The 17,605-nt window shown below is 68.4% G+C and carries 10 protein-coding genes, 2 rRNA genes and 1 riboswitch; of the genes, 9 read left to right on the forward strand and 3 right to left on the reverse strand.

Features of this window, described 5'->3' with window-relative positions:
* The first annotated feature begins 239 nt into the window (after positions 1–239).
* The 7 genes from ACTEI_RS02145 (at position 240) to ACTEI_RS02175 (ending at position 11,163) form a co-directional block, all read left to right on the forward strand.
* A 23S ribosomal RNA gene (locus ACTEI_RS02145) occupies positions 240–3,346 on the forward strand.
* A 110-nt stretch (positions 3,347–3,456) separates the two neighbouring features.
* Positions 3,457–3,573, forward strand: a 5S ribosomal RNA gene (rrf, locus tag ACTEI_RS02150).
* A gap of 183 nt (positions 3,574–3,756) precedes the next feature.
* Positions 3,757–3,848, forward strand: a riboswitch (ZMP/ZTP riboswitch).
* Between the two features lie 20 nt (positions 3,849–3,868).
* Positions 3,869–5,293, forward strand: a complete 1,425-nt coding sequence (locus ACTEI_RS02155) for a glycine hydroxymethyltransferase (protein ID WP_122976094.1) — start codon at positions 3,869–3,871, stop codon at positions 5,291–5,293.
* 415 nt (positions 5,294–5,708) lie between these two features.
* Positions 5,709–7,886 carry a discoidin domain-containing protein gene (locus ACTEI_RS02160; protein ID WP_122976095.1) on the forward strand — a complete coding sequence of 726 codons (2,178 nt, stop codon included), beginning with the start codon at positions 5,709–5,711 and terminating at the stop codon, positions 7,884–7,886.
* A gap of 204 nt (positions 7,887–8,090) precedes the next feature.
* Positions 8,091–8,705, forward strand: coding sequence for a TetR/AcrR family transcriptional regulator (locus tag ACTEI_RS02165; protein ID WP_122976096.1), 615 nt, complete (start codon positions 8,091–8,093; stop codon positions 8,703–8,705).
* Positions 8,702–9,595: an ABC transporter ATP-binding protein gene (locus ACTEI_RS02170; protein WP_122976097.1), complete on the forward strand. Its 894-nt coding sequence runs from the start codon at positions 8,702–8,704 to the stop codon at positions 9,593–9,595. Before ACTEI_RS02165 ends, ACTEI_RS02170 begins: the two co-directional genes overlap by 4 nt.
* Positions 9,592–11,163, forward strand: coding sequence for an ABC transporter permease (locus ACTEI_RS02175; protein ID WP_122976098.1), 1,572 nt, complete (start codon positions 9,592–9,594; stop codon positions 11,161–11,163). The genes ACTEI_RS02170 and ACTEI_RS02175 overlap by 4 nt, the downstream gene beginning before the upstream one ends.
* A 34-nt stretch (positions 11,164–11,197) precedes the next feature.
* Here the strand turns inward: ACTEI_RS02175 and ACTEI_RS02180 are convergent, their stop codons facing one another.
* The 3 genes from ACTEI_RS02180 to ACTEI_RS36660 all read right to left on the reverse strand — a co-directional run bounded on the left by ACTEI_RS02180 (position 11,198) and on the right by ACTEI_RS36660 (position 15,744).
* Entirely contained in the window at positions 11,198–12,847 is a 1,650-nt protein-coding gene (locus ACTEI_RS02180; RefSeq protein ID WP_122976099.1) for a Na+/H+ antiporter, read from the reverse strand.
* A gap of 422 nt (positions 12,848–13,269) precedes the next feature.
* A complete protein-coding gene (gene ahcY, locus ACTEI_RS02185) occupies positions 13,270–14,730 on the reverse strand; it encodes an adenosylhomocysteinase (RefSeq protein ID WP_122976100.1) in 1,461 nt (486 codons plus the stop codon).
* 129 nt (positions 14,731–14,859) lie between these two features.
* Positions 14,860–15,744 carry a hypothetical protein gene (locus ACTEI_RS36660; RefSeq protein WP_164465813.1) on the reverse strand — a complete coding sequence of 295 codons (885 nt, stop codon included), beginning with the start codon at positions 15,742–15,744 and terminating at the stop codon, positions 14,860–14,862.
* Positions 15,745–15,902: 158 nt separating this feature from the next.
* On the opposite strand from ACTEI_RS36660, the gene ACTEI_RS02195 reads away from it, so the two are divergent.
* Positions 15,903–16,226 carry a YciI family protein gene (locus tag ACTEI_RS02195; protein WP_122976101.1) on the forward strand — a complete coding sequence of 108 codons (324 nt, stop codon included), beginning with the start codon at positions 15,903–15,905 and terminating at the stop codon, positions 16,224–16,226.
* Positions 16,216–17,535 (forward strand): RNA polymerase sigma factor, encoded by a 1,320-nt coding sequence (locus ACTEI_RS02200; protein ID WP_122976102.1) that lies wholly within the window; start codon positions 16,216–16,218, stop codon positions 17,533–17,535. The genes ACTEI_RS02195 and ACTEI_RS02200 overlap by 11 nt, the downstream gene beginning before the upstream one ends.
* Positions 17,536–17,605: the final 70 nt, after the last annotated feature.

Genomic DNA, 17,605 nt, shown 5'->3' on the forward strand with positions numbered 1-17,605 from the left:
CGTGGAACGCGGGTCGGTGCGGCTGGAGTCTGGCGGTAAGCACCCTGTTGGGTATCTGAAAGAACAACCATGCCGGCGGTGCCGGTGTCCGGACTGAGGTTCGGGGTTGGTCTTCAATGCCAGGCACGACCTGGTCTTCCATACCGGCTGTTTTGACAGTGCTGGTGGTTGATCGTGGTGGTTGTGGGTTGGTCGTTGGTTGAGAATTGCACAGTGGACGCGAGCATCTTGTTTTCTGTGGTTAAGTTGTCAAGGGCGAACGGTGGATGCCTTGGCACCAGGAGCCGATGAAGGACGTGGGAGGCCGCGATAGGCCTGGGGGAGCTGTCAACCTAGCTGTGATCCCAGGGTGTCCGAATGGGGAAACCTGGCACGAGTCATGTCGTGTCATCCATGCCTGAATTCATAGGGTGTGTGAGGGGAACGCGGGGAAGTGAAACATCTCAGTACCCGTAGGAAGAGAAAACAACCGTGATTCCGTGAGTAGTGGCGAGCGAAAGCGGATGTAGCCTAAACCTTGCGTGTGTGATACCTGTCAGGGGTTGCACGTGGGGGGTCGTGGGACCTGCTGGAACGTACTGACATGCGTTCGAGGAGTTACAAAGTCTTATGCTAGTCGAACGACGTGGGAAAGTCGGCCGTAGACGGTGAGAGCCCGGTAGACGAAAGTGTATGACCTCCTTGTGGTGTTCCCGAGTAGCAGCGGACTCCTAGAATCTGCTGTGAATTTGCCAGGACCACCTGGTAAGGCTGAATACTTCCTGGTGACCGATAGCGGACTAGTACCGTGAGGGAATGGTGAAAAGTACCCCGGGAGGGGAGTGAAATAGTACCTGAAACCGTTCGCCTACAATCCGTCAGAGCCTTTCGGGGTGATGGCGTGCCTTTTGAAGAATGAGCCTGCGAGTTAGTGGCATGTGGCGAGGTTAACCCGTGTGGGGTAGCCGTAGCGAAAGCGAGTCTGAATAGGGCGTTTTAGTCGCATGTTCTAGACCCGAAGCGGGGTGATCTAGCCATGGGCAGGTTGAAGCGTGGGTAAGACTGCGTGGAGGACCGAACCCACCAACGTTGAAAAGTTGGGGGATGACCTGTGGTTAGGGGTGAAAGGCCAATCAAACTCCGTGATAGCTGGTTCTCCCCGAAATGCATTTAGGTGCAGCGTCGTGTGTTTCTTGCCGGAGGTAGAGCACTGGATGGTCTAGGGGGCCTACAAGCTTACTGAAATCAGCCAAACTCCGAATGCCGGTAAGTGAGAGCGCGGCAGTGAGACTGCGGGGGATAAGCTTCGTAGTCGAGAGGGAAACAGCCCAGATCGCCAGCTAAGGCCCCTAAGCGTGTGCTAAGTGGAAAAGGATGTGGGATCGCATGGACAACCAGGAGGTTGGCTTAGAAGCAGCCACCCTTTAAAGAGTGCGTAATAGCTCACTGGTCAAGTGGTTCCGCGCCGACAATGTAGCGGGGCTCAAGCACACCGCCGAAGCTGTGGCATTGACGCATTGCTCGGTAGAGTTCTTCGGGATTCTATCCAGGCGCGTTGATGGGTAGGGGAGCGTCGTGTTGCGGGTGAAGCGGCGGAGTGATCCAGTCGTGGACGCTACACGAGTGAGAATGCAGGCATGAGTAGCGAATGAAGGGTGAGAACCCCTTCCGCCGGATGACCAAGGGTTCCAGGGCCAGGCTAATCCGCCCTGGGTGAGTCGGGGCCTAAGGCGAGGCCGAGAGGCGTAGTCGATGGATAACGGGTTGATATTCCCGTACCCGCAAAGGAACGCCCAAGATGAACCTCGGGATGCTAACTGCCTGAAGCGTCTGCGGTCTTCGGACCAAGGGCGTGGAGGCCAGGACCCTTCTGGGTAGTAGTTTAGTGATGGGGTGACGCAGGAAGGTAGCTGATCCCGGCCGGTGGTTGTGCCGGGGTAAGCGTGTAGGCCGTGTCATAGGCAAATCCGTGACACATGAGGCTGAGACGTGATGCCGAGCCGTTCTGGTGAAGTCAGTGATCCTATGCTGCCGAGAAAAGCCTCTAGCGATGTTCCGAGCGGCCCGTACCCGAAACCGACACAGGTGGTCAGGTAGAGAATACCGAGGCGACGGGTGAACTGTGGTTAAGGAACTCGGCAAATTGCCCCCGTAACTTAGGGAGAAGGGGGGCCGGACGCGTGAAGCCCCTTGCGGGTGGAGCGTGGTATGGCCGCAGAGAGCAGGGGGAAGCGACTGTTTACTAAAAACACAGGTCCATGCCAAGTCGTAAGACGATGTATATGGACTGACGCCTGCCCGGTGCTGGAACGTTAAGGGGACCTGTTAGCTCTTTGGGGCGAAGCGGAGAACTTAAGCGCCAGTAAACGGCGGTGGTAACTATAACCATCCTAAGGTAGCGAAATTCCTTGTCGGGTAAGTTCCGACCTGCACGAATGGCGTAACGACTTCCCCACTGTCTCAACCACAGGCCCGGCGAAATTGCAGTACGAGTAAAGATGCTCGTTACGCGCGGCAGGACGGAAAGACCCCGGGACCTTTACTATAGCTTGACATTGGTATCTGAATTCGATTGTGTAGGATAGGTGGGAGCCGGTGAAGCTCGGACGCCAGTTCGGGTGGAGGCGTTGTTGAAATACCACTCTGTTGGGTTTGGGTATCTAACTTGCGGCCCTGATCGGGTCGAGGGACAGTGTCTGGTGGGTAGTTTAACTGGGGCGGTTGCCTCCTAAAGGGTAACGGAGGCGCCCAAAGGTTCCCTCAGCCTGGTTGGCAATCAGGTGTTGAGTGTAAGTGCATAAGGGAGCTTGACTGTGAGACTGACGGGTCGAGCAGGGACGAAAGTCGGGACTAGTGATCCGGCACTTGCGTGTGGAAGCGGTGTCGCTCAACGGATAAAAGGTACCCCGGGGATAACAGGCTGATCTTCCCCAAGAGTCCATATCGACGGGATGGTTTGGCACCTCGATGTCGGCTCGTCGCATCCTGGGGCTGTAGCAGGTCCCAAGGGTTGGGCTGTTCGCCCATTAAAGCGGTACGCGAGCTGGGTTTAGAACGTCGTGAGACAGTTCGGTCCCTATCCGCCGTGCGCGTTGGATACTTGAGAAGGGCTGTCCCTAGTACGAGAGGACCGGGACGGACGAACCTCTGGTGTGCCAGTTGTTCCGCCAGGAGCATGGCTGGTTGGCTACGTTCGGAAGGGATAACCGCTGAAAGCATCTAAGCGGGAAGCTCGCTTCGAGATGAGGTATCCCACCACCTTTGAGTGGGTAAGGCTCCCAGCTAGACGACTGGGTTGATAGGCCGGAGATGTAAGCACGGTAACGTGTTGAGTTGACCGGTACTAATAGGCCGAGGGCTTAACCACTCTATACTTTATGCTTAGCGTCCACTGTGTGATTCACAGCAAACGAACAACCATCCCATGCTGCTGTTTGTGGTGTGTGGGTTGCTGGTTGTGGTTTCGCTGATGGCTGTTTCGGTGGTCATAGCGGAGGGGAAACGCCCGGTTACATTCCGAACCCGGTAGCTAAGCCCTCCAGCGCCGATGGTACTGCACTCGGGAGGGTGTGGGAGAGTAGGACGCCGCCGGACTTAACGTTGAGAAAGGCCCACCCCGGACGGGGTGGGCCTTTCTTCGTTTCCACGGACCGGCGAGCCTGTGTCCGGGACCGGCGGTACCGGGGTGCGGCTTGTGACTCCGGTCTCGGCCGGGCCACCGGAGGCCCGGGGCGGGCCCGCACCTCGCTGAGGCACCGGCGCCGAGGCGGTATGCTTCGGGTGGGCCGTGACTGGCGCGTTCGGATGGGTAACCATCGGGGAGCGGCTCCGTCATCTGTGACGACCTGCCGTGCGCCTGGGCCTCTTCACGACGTGATAGGGAGGTCCCATGACTGAGCTGAATGCCGAGTCCACCGCTTTCCGTTCCGCCCTCGAGGTGGTCCGTTCCGTCGATCCGCGCATCGCCGACGCGATCGCGAAGGAGCTGACCGACCAGCGCGAGTCGCTGAAGCTGATCGCGAGTGAGAACTACGCTTCTCCGGCTGTCCTGCTCGCCATGGGTAACTGGCTGTCCGACAAGTATGCCGAGGGCACCATCGGCCGTCGTTTCTACGCCGGCTGCCAGAACGTCGACACCGTCGAGTCGGTCGCCGTCGAGCACGCCAAGGCGCTGTTCGACGCGCCGTATGCGTACGTTCAGCCGCACTCCGGGATCGACGCGAACCTGGTGGCCTTCTGGGCGATCCTGGCCGACCGCGTCGAGGTGCCGTACCTGAAGAAGTTCGAGAAGCGGCAGATCAACGACCTGACCGACGCCGAGTGGGCCGAGCTGCGTCAGGCGTTCGGCAACCAGCGGCTGCTCGGCATGTCGCTGGACGCCGGCGGCCACCTCACCCACGGTTTCCGGCCGAACATCTCCGGCAAGATGTTCGACCAGCGCAGCTACGGCGTCGACCCGGCCACCGGCCAGATCGACTACAAGGCGCTGCTGGAGTCGGCCCGGGAGTTCAAGCCGGCGGTCATCGTCGGTGGGTACTCGGCGTACCCGCGGAAGGTGAACTTCGCGAAGATGCGCGAGATCGCCGACGAGGTGGGCGCCACCTTCATGGTGGACATGGCGCACTTCGCCGGGCTGGTCGCCGGTGGCGTCTTCACCGGTGACTTCAACCCGATCCCGCACGCGCACATCGTCACCACCACCACGCACAAGAGCCTGCGTGGCCCGCGCGGTGGCGCCGTGTTCTGCCAGCCGGAGCTGTCCGCACAGGTGGACCGCGGCTGCCCGATGGTGCTCGGTGGCCCGCTGCCGCACGTGATGGCGGCCAAGGCGATCGCGTTCGCCGAGGCCCGCCGGCCCGAGTTCGCGACGTACGCGCAGCAGATCGTGACCAACAGCCAGGCGCTGGCCGAGGGCCTGCTCAAGCGCGGTGTGCAGCTGGTCTCCGGAGGCACCGAGAACCACCTGGTGCTGATCGACGTGCACCCGTTCGGGCTGACCGGCCGCCAGGCCGAGCAGGCGCTGCTGGACAGCGGCATCGTCACCAACCGCAACGCGATCCCGTCGGACCCGAACGGCGCGTGGTACACGTCCGGCATCCGGATCGGCACCCCGGCGCTGACCAGCCGTGGCCTGGGCGTCGCGGAGATGGACCAGATCGCCGAGCTGATTCACACGGTGCTGGCCGGGACCACGCCGGCCGCCGACTCGAAGGCGAAGTTCACGCTGGACGCGGCGCTGGCCGACCGGGTGTCCAAGCAGGCGTCGGAACTGCTCGCGCCGTTCCCGCTGTACCCGAGCGTCGACCTGGGCTGATCCCGCGACGACCGGAACCCGCCGTCGCCCCGGCAAGGGGCACGGCGGGTTCCGCGTTTCCGGGCCCGGAACGGGCGGTGGGTGGAGGCGCCGTGCGGCGGGCCAGATGGTCACCTGCGGTGTAGATCCATGTTCGTACGTTATGGGTGTTGTGGCGAGAGTCAGCGTAACCGGTTCCGGAAGAGCTGTTATCACCACCGTGAATTCTCGTCATGCTCCCCGAGCCAAACGGCCTGAGCTGCGATGACGCCACGGTGACGGGTCGGGCGGGGTGATCTTCCGGGATGGCGGTACCGGTTCCGGAACCTCGCAACATTCTGGACATCGATCGGCAACAACTCTTAGCGTCGGGATCCGGGTGAGCGCTCTCCCACTCCATCCGATCCCCCTCCTCCCGTCCACCTAGGAGACCCCCATGAGACGCTCCCGCTGGCGGAGCGGCACGATCGTCGGCGTCACGGCCACGGTCGTCGCCGGATATGCCGCGATAACGATGACCGGCGCGGCCGCCGCCGAGACCCTGCTGTCCCAGGGCAAACCCGCGACGGCCTCCTCCACCGAGGCGGCGGGCGCCTACAGCGCGGCCGAGGCCGTCGACGGCAACCTCGCCACCCGCTGGTCGTCCGCCTTCTCCGACCCGCAGTGGTTGCAGGTCGACCTGGGCAGCTCGAACGCCATCAGCCGGGTCGAGCTGAACTGGGAGAGCGCGGCGGCGAAGGCGTTCCAGATCCAGGTCTCGGACAATGCCTCGTCGTGGACCTCGATCTACTCGACCACGACGTCCACCGGCGGCAACCAGAGCCTGACCGTCAACGGCACCGGCCGGTACGTCCGCATGTACGGCACCCAGCGGACCACCGGCTACGGCTACTCGCTGTTCGAGTTCAAGGTCTACGGTGGCTCCACCACGCCGACCACTCCGCCGACCGGGCCGACCCTGCCCGGTGGGGGCAGCCTCGGCCCGCAGGTGACCGTCTTCGACCCGAGCATGTCGAGCGCGACCATCCAGGCCCAGGCCGACGCGATCTTCAAGCAGCAGGAGACGAACCAGTTCGGCACCCAGCGCAACCTGCTGGCGTTCAAGCCCGGCACCTACAACGGGCTGAACATCCAGGTCGGCTTCAACACCTCAGTGATCGGTCTCGGGCAGAACCCGCAGGACGTCCGGATCAACGGCGACATCACCGTGGACGCCGGCTGGTTCCAGGGCAACGCCACCCAGAACTTCTGGCGCTCGGTGGAGAACATCTCGCTCTACCCGGTCAGTGGCGCCAACCGCTGGGCCGTGTCGCAGGCCGCGCCGTTCCGCCGGATGGACGTGCACGGCGACCTCAACCTGGCGCCGAACGGCTACGGCTGGGCGTCCGGCGGCTACATCGCCGACTCGCGGATCAGCGGCTCCGAGGGGCAGTACTCGCAGCAGCAGTGGTTCACCCGCAACAGCCAGATCGGCTCCAACACCAACGCGGTCTGGAACCAGACCTTCGTGGGTGTGCAGGGTGCTCCGGCGAGCAGCTTCCCCAACCCGCCGTACACCACGATCGGGCAGACCCCGGTGATCCGGGAGAAGCCGTACCTGTACCTCAACGGCGGCAACTACGCGGTCTTCGTCCCGAACCTGCAGACCAACTCGGCCGGGGTGAGCTGGGCGAACGGCAACACGCCGGGCACCAGCATCCCGCTCTCGCAGTTCTACGTGGCCAAGCCGGGTGACTCCGCGGCGACGATCAACCAGGCGCTGGCCCAGGGCCTCAACCTGATCTTCCAGCCGGGCGTGTACCACGTGAACCAGACGATCAACGTGACCCGGGCGAACACCGTGGTGATGGGCCTCGGCTACGCGACCATCATCCCGGACAACGGCGTCACCCCGATGCAGGTGGCCGACGTGGACGGTGTGAAGATCGCCGGCCTGCTCTTCGACGCGGGCACCACCAATTCGGCGAATCTCCTGGTGATCGGCCCGAACGGGTCGTCGGCGAACCACGCCGCGAACCCGATCACGGTGCAGGACGTGTTCTTCCGGATCGGCGGCTCGATCGCCGGCAAGGCCACCAACAGCCTGCTGGTGAACAGCAACAACACGATCATCGACCACATCTGGGCGTGGCGGGCCGACCACGGCAACGCCGGCACCTACGGCTGGACCGTCAACACGGCCGACACCGGCCTGATCGTCAACGGGCAGAACGTGACGGCGTACGGGCTGTTCGTCGAGCACTACCAGAAGTACGAGGTGATCTGGAACGGCAACGGCGGCCGGACCTACTTCCTGCAGAACGAGCAGCCGTACGACCCGCCGTCGCAGGCGGCCTGGCGCAGCGGGGCCAAGGGGTACGCGGCGTACAAGGTGGCCGATGCGGTGACCGACCACGAGGCGTGGGCACTGGGCAGCTACTGCTACTTCAACGTGGACCCGACCATCCACTCGGACCGCGGCTTCGAGGTGCCGGTGAACTCCGGCGTCAAGCTGCACAACCTGCTGACCGTGTCGCTGGGCGGCAACGGCGTGATCGACCACGTCGTCAACAACACCGGCGGGCCGGCGCAGGGGACGGCGACCGTACCGTCGTACCTGGTCAGCTTCAACTGATCAACCCCGGACAGGCCGAAGGCCGCCGGTCGCGCCCGACAAGCGCGACCGGCGGCCTTCGCCGCGTGTGCGGACCGTCAGGCGTCGCGCCATCTTTATCCACAACGTTGTGCACAGGTTCGGGCCAGTTATCCACAGGGTGGCGACGCGGCGGAGCGCGTCGCCACCGGTCGCGGCTACTCAATTGTGTAGTAGCCTATACGCGTGAGTAGTACCAGCGACCTGACCGCGCGGGCCCGCATCCGGGACGCCGCCATCGCCCTCTTCGCCGAGCGCGGCATCGCCGGCGCGACGATCCGGGACATCGCGCAGGCCGCCGGCGTCTCCTCCGGCCTGCTGCGGCACCACTTCGGATCCAAGGAGGGGCTGCGCGACGCCTGCGACGAGTGGGTGCTCAACCGGGTCGCCGAGGTGCAGCTGCGGTTCGCCGAGACCCAGCTGCTCGGCGCGCTCCCGCCGGACATGATGAGCCTGCAGAGCTACCTGGTGCGCTCGCTGATGGACGGCTCGCCGACCGGGCGGGCGATGTTCGCGCAGTCCATCGAGCGAGGTCAGGTCTGGCTGGAGAAGGCCGGGATCGACAGCACCGACCCGCACGCCTTCGTCGCGGTCGTCGCCGCCATGAAGATGGGCATGTTCCTGATGCGTGACCAGCTCACCGACGTCCTCGGCGAGGACGTCAGCGTGATGCCGGGCTGGCTGCGCATGGTCCGCGCCTCGGTGGAGATCTTCAGCCAGCCGCTGCTCACCCCGGAACAGGCCGACCAGGCCAGGAAGGCGCTGGATCGGCTCGCACTCCACGAAGGGGAGCTGCCATGACCGAGGCCATCGACGCCACGGGTCTGCTCAAGCGGTTCGGCAAGGTCACCGCCCTGGACGGGCTCGACCTGCGGGTACGGACCGGCGAGGTGCACGGGTTCCTCGGCCCGAACGGGGCCGGCAAGACCACCACGATCCGCATCCTGCTCGGTCTGACCCGCAGCGACGGCGGGCGGGTGCGGCTGCTCGGAGGCGACCCGTGGGCCGACGCGACACCACTGCACCAACGCCTGGCGTACGTGCCGGGCGACGTCACCTTCTGGCCGAACCTCACCGGGGGTGAGGTGATCGACCTGCTCGGGCGGTTGCGCGGCGGCCTGGACCGGCGACGGCGGGATGACCTGATCGACCGGTTCCAGCTCGACCCGCGCAAGAAGGGGCGGACGTACTCCAAGGGCAACCGGCAGAAGGTGGCGCTGATCGCCGCGCTCGCCTCCGACGTCGAGCTGCTCCTGCTGGACGAGCCCACCTCCGGGCTGGACCCGCTGATGGAGGCGGCGTTCCGGGACGTGATCCTGCAGGAGAAGCGCCGCGGCGACCGTACCGTGCTGCTGTCCAGCCACATCCTGGCCGAAGTCGAGGCGCTCTGCGACCGGTTGACGATCATCCGCGACGGCCGGGCGGTGGAGACCGGCACGCTCGACGACCTGCGCCACCTGACCCGGACCACGATCCGCGCCGAGCTGACCGGCCCGGTCGACGGGCTGGCCGGCATCTCCGGAGTACACGACCTGGCCACCGCGGACGGCCGAGTGGCCTTCGACGTGGACGCCGACGCGCTGGAGCCGGCGCTGAGGTCGCTGCTGGCCGCCGGGGTGCGCAGCCTGGTGAGCCAGCCGCCCTCGCTGGAGGAGCTGTTCCTGCGGCACTACGCCCGGAGCGGGCGATGACCGGCGCCGGCCGCCTGCTGTGGCTCGTCCTGCGCCGCGACCGGGTGGTGCTGCCGATCTGGGTGTTCGGGCTGGGCGTCATGCCGGCGCTGTCCGTGGCCGGCTTCGACTCGATCTTCGCCACCGACGCCGAGCGCGTGCAGTACGCCCGGGTCAGCGCGTCCAGCGCGGGCTTCGTCGGGCTCTACGGCCCGCTGCACGGCGACAGTCTCGGCGAGCTGGTGGTCTGGCGGGCCGGCTTCATCCCGGTGATGGTGGCGCTGATGGCTCTGCTCACCGTGATCCGGCACACCCGGGCCGACGAGGAGGCCGGGCGCACCGAGCTGATCCGGGCCACCGCCGTCGGCCGGTACGCCCCGCTGGTCGCCGCGCTGCTGGCCACCGCGCTGGCCTGCGTGGCGCTGGGCCTGGTGGTGGCCGGCTCGATGATCGCCACGGGGCTGCCGGGCGGCGGATCGGTGGCGCTCGGCGTGGTGTTCACCCTCAACGGCTGGTTCTTCGCCGGCGTGGCGGCGATCGCCGCGCAGCTGACCGGCAGCGCCCGGGGCGCCCGGGCGGTCGCGGTGCTGGTGCTCGGCGTGGCGTACGTGCTGCGGCTGGGCGGGGACATCGCCGCGCTCGGTGACGGTCGGCTCTCCTGGCTGTCCTCGCTGTCCCCGATCGGCTGGCTGCAGCGCGTCTTCCCGTACGGCGAGAACGCCTGGTGGCCCGCCGTCCCGGTGCTGCTGGCCGCGGTGGCGGCCGCCACCGCGGCCGCCCGGCTGCTCGCCGGCCGGGGCCTGGGCGCCGGCCTGTTCGCGTCGCGCCCCGGGCCGGCGGGCGCCGGTGCGCGGCTGTCCTCCCCGCTCGGCCTGGCCTGGCGGCTGCACCGGGGGCTGCTGTGCGGCTGGACCGCCGGGTTCGCGGCGCTCGGCCTGGTCTTCGGCGCGGTGGGCGGCAGCGTGGCGCAGCTCGCCGAGGGCAGTGGCGGGATCAACGAGATGTTCAGCGAGCTGGGCGGGGCGGGGCCGGTCACCGACGCGTACTTCGCCACCGTCGCCACGATGTGCGGGGTGATCGTCTCGCTCTACGCCGTGCAGGCCGCCCTGCGGGTGCGCGACGAGGAGCAGAACGGGCACGCCGAGCTGATCCTGGCCACCAGCGTGCGACGTACCTCCTGGGCCGCCGGCCACCTGCTGTTCGCCCTGCTCGGGCCGGCGCTGGCGCTGCTCGCCGAGGGTGCGCTGGCCGGGGCGGCGTACGGCGAGCTCACCCCGGTCCTGGGCGCCACGATGATCCAGCTGCCGGCGGTGTGGGTGCTGGCCGGCGTGACCGTGCTGCTGGTCGGGGTGCTGCCCCGGCTGGCCCCGGTGGCCTGGGGCGCGGTCGCGCTGTGCCTGGTGCTGCTCCTGGTCGGCGGGCTGCTCGGGCTCCACCAGTGGGTGCTGGACCTCTCGCCGTTCACCCATGTGCCGCAGCTGCCGGCGGCCGGCTTCCACGCCGTACCGGTGATGGTGCTGACCCTGACCGCGGCCGCCCTCGGCGTGGCCGGGCTGGCCGCCCTGCGCCGCCGGGACATCCCCGCGTGAGCCGGCCGGCGGCGCGCGCCGCCGGCCGGTCGGCTCAGCTCTTCGGCCGCTGCGGCAGGACCAGTTCCTCGTGGTCCAGCTCGCGGTTGAGCACCCGCAGGTTCTCGTCGTCCAGCCGGCCGGCGTCCCGCCACCGCAGCAGCTCCTCGCGTTCGGCGTCGATCACCGCCTGGCGCACCATCAGCGCGGCCTCGTACTGCGGCGACGGGGGCGGCTCCGGCGAGTCGGCCTGCTCCAGCGCGTTCAGCCGGTGCCGGTAGCGGTCGAGGCGGATCTGCAGCTGCCGGCGCATCGTCTCCATCGCCTCGTTCTCGATGTTGTCGTGCTGTTCGAGCTGGATGTCGTCGAGCCGGTTGAGCGCGGCACGGACCGCCGCCGAGCGGGCCTCGTTGCGCAGCCGCGCCTTGTCGGTCTGGTTGGCGCGCAGGCCGAGCCATTTGACCAGCGGCGCGAAGGTGAGACCCTGACCGATCAGGGTCACCAGCACCACCGCGAACGCGCAGAACGCCAGCAGGTTGCGGTTGGGGAAGTCGGCCGGAAGGCTGTAGACCGCGGCGAGCGTGATCACGCCACGGGTGCCGGCCCAGCTCAGCACCGCGGACTCCCGGCCGCTGAGGGACATCTCCCGGCGCCTGCCGGCGGGCAGCTCCGGGTCCTGCTCGTCGTCCTGGCCGCCCAGACGGGTGTGCAGCGAGCGGGGCAGCAGCTGGGTCAGCACCAGCCAGAGCGGGCGCAGCAGCAGCACCACGCCGAGCGTGACGCTCACCGCGATCACGATGGTGCTGGTGTCGTAGGCGCGCAGCCCCTCCAGCACGGTCCGCATCTGCTGGCCGATCAGCAGGAAGACCACGCCCTCCAGCAGGAAGTCGATCAGCCGCCAGACCGCGCTGGTCTGCAGGCGGCTGGCGCCGGTGGCGTACCGCGGGGTGTCGTGCCCGATGATCAGGCCGGCCACCACCACCGCCAGCACGCCGGAGACGTGCCCCCACTCGGCCAGCGAGTACGCGGCGAGCGGGGTGGCCAGCGACACCGCGTTGGCCGACAGCGGGTCGGCGCGCAACACCCGCAGGAACCGGACGGCGTAGGCGACCGCCCAGCCGACCAGCACACCGCCGGCGGCGACCAGGACGAACTCGCCGACCGTGGCCTTGACCGAGAAGTGCTCCTCGCCGGTGGCCACGTCGCTGGCCACCAGCAGGATGGTGAGCGCGGTCGCGTCGTTGAGCAGGCCCTCGCCCTGGATCAGCGTGACCAGGTTGGTCGGCAGGCCGGCCTTGCGCCCCACCGCCAGCGCGGCGACCGGGTCGGGCGGGGCCACCGCGGCGCCCAGGGCGATGCCCGCGGCCAGCGTCACTCCGGTCACGAACAGCGAGAACCCGAGACCGACCAGGACCGCGGTGGCGATCACCAGGGCCACCGACAGGCTGATCACGGTACGCATGTTGCGCCGGATGTCGAGCAGCGACGAGTCGAGCGCCGCGTTGTAGAGCAGCGGCGGCAGGATGAACGTGAGTATCAGGTCCGGTTCCAGCTCGATGTTGTCACCGGGAAGGTAGGCATAGGTGATGCCGGCGATGGTCAGCAGGACAGCGGCGGGTAGGCCGGTCTTCCCGGTGATCCAGTGCACCACCACGATGACCGCGATGGCGCCCAGACCGAGAAGAAGGGTCTCCTCGTGGCTCATTCGCCTATTCTTCGCTACCCCCGATCACGTCGTTGTGGCAGGTCGGTGACGTGACCGGGAAAAACCGGGCGGGGTCAGCGGCGGGCGGCCCGGCGCAGGACCCGCGACACCGACCGCGAGGCGGCCTGGTGCTCGCGGACGACCGGCATGGACCGCTCGGCGATCCGCCGGATCCGGGCCTCGTCGTGTCGGTCGGCTCCGCCCGGATCAGCCGTGCCGCCCGCGTGTGCAGCGCTTGGCTGGCGCGGCGCCGCCGGCCCGTGTTGCGCGGGCCGGTGGCGCCGCCGTGGCCACGGTGGTCATCGCCGCCACTGCGCCGGGACTACCGCGAGATGTCCGGAGAACACCCCGATCTCCCTATGCCGGACCACGCACGTTATACGCGCGGAACCCGACATAGGGCATGATCGGCGCCTTGTGCCTCAGTAGCGGTAGTGCTCCGGCTTGTACGGGCCCTCGACGTCCACGCCGAGGTACTCCGCCTGCTTCTTGGTCAGCGTGGTGAGCCGCACGCCGAGCGCGTCCAGGTGCAGGCGGGCGACCTTCTCGTCCAGGTGCTTCGGCAGCACGTAGACCTGCTTCTGGTACTCACCCTGCTTGGTCCACAGCTCGATCTGGGCCATCACCTGGTTGGTGAACGAGGCCGACATGACGAAGCTGGGGTGACCGGTGGCGTTGCCCAGGTTCATCAACCGGCCCTCGGAGAGCACGATCACCGAGTGGCCGTCCGCGAAGCGCCACTCGTGCACCTGCGGCTTGATCTCGATCTTCTCGACGTCCGGCAGCCGGTTCAGCCCGGCCATGTCGATCTCGTCGTCGAAGTGGCCGACGTTGCCGACGATGGCGTTGTGCTTCATCGCGGTCAGGTGCTCGACCCGGATGATGTCGGTGCCGCCGGTGGTGGTGATGAAGATGTCCGCCTCGCTGACCACGTCCTCCAGGCGGGCCACCTGCAGGCCGTCCATCGCCGCCTGCAGCGCGCAGATCGGGTCGACCTCGGTCACCACGACGCGGGCGCCCTGGCCGCGCAGCGTCTCCGCGGCGCCCTTGCCGACGTCGCCGTAACCGCAGACCACGGCCAGCTTGCCGCCGAGCATCACGTCGGTCGCCCGGTTCAGGCCGTCGACCAGGGAGTGGCGGATGCCGTACTTGTTGTCGAACTTGCTCTTGGTGACCGCGTCGTTGACGTTGATCGCCGGGAAGAGCAGCGTGCCCTCCTTGGCCAGCTTGTAGAGCCGGGCCACACCGGTGGTGGTCTCCTCGGTCACGCCACGGATGTCGGCCGCGATCCGGGTGAACCGCTGCGGGTCCTCGGCCAGGCTGGCGCGCAGGGTGTCCAGGATGATCGAGTACTCGTGGCTGTCGGCCTCGGTGGTCTGCGGCACCGCGCCGGCGGCCTCGAACTCCACACCCTTGTGCACCAGCAGGGTGGCGTCACCGCCGTCGTCCAGGATCATGTTCGGGCCCAGGCCGTTGCCGAAGTCGAACAGCTGGGTGGTGGCCCACCAGTACTCCTCCAGCGACTCGCCCTTCCAGGCGAAGACCGGAACGCCGGCGGGGGCGTCGACGGTGCCGTCCCGGCCGACCACGACCGCGGCGGCCGCCTCGTCCTGGGTGGAGAAGATGTTGCAGGACACCCAGCGCACCTGGGCGCCGAGCGCGACCAGCGTCTCGATCAGGACCGCGGTCTGCACGGTCATGTGCAGCGAGCCGGCGATCCGGGCGCCGGTCAGCGGCTTGCTGTCGCCGAACTCGGCGCGCAGCGACATCAGGCCCGGCATCTCGTGCTCGGCCAGACGCAGCTGATGCCGGCCGGCCTCGGCCAGGTTGATGTCCGCGATCGCGAAGTCGAGACCGTTGACGGATCGAAGTTTGTCGCTCATGAAAAGAGGGCTCCTCCCTCTCAGGAGGCGCCCTTACGTCAACAACGCCGCACCGAGCGTGGCGGACGTCGTTGTCCGTTGCAGCGCCTCTCGGCTGGGCCAGACCACTTTAACGCGTTCGATTCTTGATCACATGCGCCTCAGCGTCCCGTCGGTGTCGGAGATGACATATGTCCCATCGCCGAGCGGCCGCAGATCGTTCTCGTCGATCGTGACGATGCCCAGGTCGCCGAGCACCTCGCCGGTGTGCACGGCCACCCGGTGATGCCGCCACCAGGGCTCGCCGGTCGCCCCGTCCTCGCCGTAGACCACGACGACCGCGGTGTCGGCGTCCAGGTAGCCGCCGGCCCACTCGATCACCGCGAGCTCCGGGTCCGCGCCGAAGTCCGCGACCCCGAGCCGGAAGCGTGCCGCGCCGCCGGCCAGGTCGTGGAAGGCCACGTCCCGCTGCTCCTGGTGCTCCACGGTCATGAACCCGCGCTGGTCGGGGGAGACGTCGATCAGGACGCGGTCGCCCCATCCGTAGTCGTGCACGTCACCGTCGGCGGCGGCCAGGAAGACCCGCGAGCCGTCCTGACCCTCGCCGACGTCGAGCAGCATCCGCCCGTCGCGCAGCGGGAAGTGCGACCCGCCGTGACCGGTGACCGGCAGCGGCCGCCGGCTGCGTGGCGTGCCGGTGGCCGCGTCCAGCACGATCCACTCGTCCGAGTCGCCGCGGTCGGCCAGCACGTGCGGCGCGTACACCCAGACCAGGGTGTCGTCCGCGGAGAACGCCGCGTCGAGCCGGGCGGCGCCACGGTGCGGGCCCGGCCGGCCGGCGTCGAAGCGCCACCGCTGCCGGCCGTCCGGGCCGAGCCGGATCACCGCGTCGTCGGTGGCGCAGACCAGGCCGTCCCGGGTCGAGGTGACCGCCCAGCCCCGGGTCCCGGGCGGCGCCGGGAAGACCCGGGCGGACTCCAGGTCCGCGTCGAACACCTCGATGCCGTCGCCGGTCCGGCGGGAGATCACGCGCACAGCGCGACAGCGTACCGCCGGCCCGGTCCGCCGCCGCCCGGACGACGCCGGTGCCGGACACCCGCGCGAGAAAAGGCTCGGATCTGTGCGCGCGGGTGTCCGGAACCGGCGCGTCCGTTCGTCACCCTGGTGAGAACGAACCTGACGAGAGGGCAACCATGAAGTACATGATGTTCGTCTGCACCGACAGCGAGCCGGAGACCGCGCTGCAGGCGCCGGACATCGAGGAGTGGGTGGCCGGTAACGACGCCGCCGGGCGGCGGGTGCTGGGCAGCCAGCTCGCCGAGCCGTCGGCGGCCACCACGGTCCGGGTCCGCGGCGGGGAGCTGCTGCTCACCGACGGCCCGTTCGCCGAGACCAAGGAGGTGATCGTGGGGTTCGACATCCTGGAGTGCGCCGACCTGGACGAGGCCATCGAGGTGGCCCGTGCCCACCCGATGTCCTGGGCCGGGCGGGTGGAGCTGCGACCCTTTGTCGACTGAGGCGCGGGCCGTCGCCGCGGCGAGCCGGGACGCGTACGCGCGGATCGTCGCCACGCTGATCCGGCTGACCGGCGACTGGTCGCTGGCCGAGGACTGCGCGCAGGACGCGATCGAGTCGGCGCTGCGCCGGTGGCCGCGCGACGGTGTGCCGGCGAACCCGGGCGGCTGGCTGATGACGGCCGCCCGGAATCGCGCCGTCGACCAGCTGCGGCGGGCCGCCACCGCCGGGCGCAAGCTGCGCGACCTGGCGCTGCTGCGGGAGGCCGAGCCGGCGCCGGAGGGCGACGACCGGCTGCGGCTGATCTTCACGTGCTGTCACCCGGCCCTGGCGCCGGAGTCCCGGGTGGCCCTGACGCTGCGGACCGTCGCGGGGGTGCCGACCGCCGACGTGGCGCGGCTCTTCCTGGTCAGCGAGTCGGCGATGACCCGGCGGCTGACCCGGGCCAAGAGCAAGATCGCGCAGTCCCGGATCCCGTACCGGGCGCCGTCCGGGCCGGCGCTCGCCGAGCGCCTGCCCGGCGTCCTGGCCGTGCTGTACCTGCTCTTCACCCACGGTTACGACGCGGGTGGCGAGCTGGACGCGGCGGACGAGGCGATCCATCTGGCCCGCCTGCTCGCCGAGCTGATGCCGGCCGAGCCGGAGGTGTCCGCGCTGCTCGCGCTCTGCCTGCTGCAGCACTCGCGCCGGGCGGCCCGCCGGGACGCCGCTGGTGAGCTGGTCACCCTCGACCGGCAGGACCGGTCCCGCTGGGATCACGCGGCGATCGCCGAGGCGGTCGGGCTGCTCGCCGGCCGCCCGGTCACCGGCGCGTACGCGATCCAGGCGCACATCGCCGCCTGCCACGCGACCGCGCCGGACTTCGCGTCCACCGACTGGTCCACCCTGGCCGGCTGGTACGACCAGCTCGCCCGGATCCACCCGTCGCCGGTCGTCGCGGTCAACCGGGCGGTGGCGCACGGCTACGCGTACGGGCCGGCCGCCGGGCTGGACCTGCTCGCCGGAGCCGGTGACGCGGTGGCCGGCTACGCCCCGGCGGTGGCCGCCCGGGCGCAGCTGGCCGCCCGGGCCGGCGACCCGGTGACCGCCGCCGCGCTGTTCCGCCGGGCCGCCGGGATCGCCGCGTCCGAGGGGGAACGCCGCGCCCTGATGCGCCGAGCCGCGGAGACGGAGGCGGGGGTGGCCGCGTCCGGTGCGCGGCGCGCGGGGGCGCAGATCGGAGGCGCCGCGTCCGGTCCGGACCGCGTGGAGACGGAGGCGGGGGTCGCCGCGTCCGGTCCGCGGCGCGCGGGGGCGGAGGCCGTCGGTTGATCTTCGGTTGACTCTCGGTTGCCGCGGTCAACCCCGCCGCGCCGGTGCCGAAGGGCCGGGTACCGACGAG

The sequence above is a fragment of the Actinoplanes teichomyceticus ATCC 31121 genome (assembly GCF_003711105.1).
GTDB lineage: Bacteria > Actinomycetota > Actinomycetes > Mycobacteriales > Micromonosporaceae > Actinoplanes > Actinoplanes teichomyceticus.

Excerpts from the sequence above, each read along its gene's own strand:
- ACTEI_RS02155 (WP_122976094.1), top strand. The coding sequence starts at position 3,869 with ATGACTGAGCTGAATGCCGAGTCCACCGCTTTCCGTTCCGCCCTCGAG.
- ACTEI_RS02160 (WP_122976095.1), top strand. The coding sequence starts at position 5,709 with ATGAGACGCTCCCGCTGGCGGAGCGGCACGATCGTCGGCGTCACGGCC.
- ACTEI_RS02170 (WP_122976097.1), top strand. The coding sequence starts at position 8,702 with ATGACCGAGGCCATCGACGCCACGGGTCTGCTCAAGCGGTTCGGCAAG.
- ACTEI_RS02175 (WP_122976098.1), top strand. The coding sequence starts at position 9,592 with ATGACCGGCGCCGGCCGCCTGCTGTGGCTCGTCCTGCGCCGCGACCGG.
- ACTEI_RS02180 (WP_122976099.1), bottom strand. The coding sequence starts at position 12,847 with ATGAGCCACGAGGAGACCCTTCTTCTCGGTCTGGGCGCCATCGCGGTC.
- ahcY (WP_122976100.1), bottom strand. The coding sequence starts at position 14,730 with ATGAGCGACAAACTTCGATCCGTCAACGGTCTCGACTTCGCGATCGCG.
- ACTEI_RS02195 (WP_122976101.1), top strand. The coding sequence starts at position 15,903 with ATGAAGTACATGATGTTCGTCTGCACCGACAGCGAGCCGGAGACCGCG.